General features: G+C 64.8%; 1 protein-coding gene. It reads left to right on the top strand.

The window, feature by feature from the left end; translation table 11 throughout:
* Nucleotides 1–691, top strand: a 691-nt coding sequence (locus FUT88_RS25300; RefSeq protein WP_147219301.1) for an SDR family oxidoreductase, incomplete at both ends; no start/stop codon positions are given.

Raw genomic sequence — 691 nt, 5'->3', positions numbered from 1 at the left:
AATCATCATCAACTGCGCGGCGCTGGCAACGTTCTCGAACCACCCGTCGCTGTGGGAAACCAATGTGGAAGGCGTGCTGGCGCTGGGCCGGCTGGCGGCGCAAAGCAAGCGCCTAAAGCGCTTCCTGCAGATCGGCACGGCCATGTCATGCGGCCAGCTGGCGGATCGCCATGTCAGCGAGAGCTGGGACGTCCCGCCGCTGGAGCAGCATGCGGTGCCATACACGTATTCGAAGGGGATGGCCGAGCTGAAGCTGCGCGAAGCGGTGCCCGAGCTGCCCCTGGTTGTGGTGCGGCCGTCCATCGTGGTCGGCCACAGCACGCTGGGGTGCGAGCCGTCGGGCAGCATCTTCTGGATGCTGCGCATGGTGGCGCTGCTCGAAACGTTCAGCTGCCGCCTGTCCGACCGCGTCGACATCCTGCCCGTGGACGACTGCGCCGAAGCGATCGTGCAACTGTCGACCAAGCCCACGCTGGCGCACGACCTGTATCACATCAGCGCCGGCGATGCGAACTCCGAGCGCATCGAAACGCTGTACCCGCGCTTCAAGCGTTGCAAGACGCCGGAAGAAGACGCCCAGGCCCTGGCCGGCTACGTGTACCAGGAAAAAATCGCCGAGAAAGCATTGGCGCGTAAATTCCTGAGCCTGACGGGCGATGGCAACGTGCGACTGGTCGCGCGCTGCATCCAC

Origin of the sequence: Ralstonia sp. TCR112 (assembly GCF_007997035.1) — a bacterium.
GTDB classification, from domain to species: Bacteria; Pseudomonadota; Gammaproteobacteria; order Burkholderiales; family Burkholderiaceae; genus Ralstonia; species Ralstonia edaphi.
The sequence above is the reverse complement of the archived record's forward strand: the minus strand, read 5'-3'. Positions and strand labels throughout refer to the sequence as shown.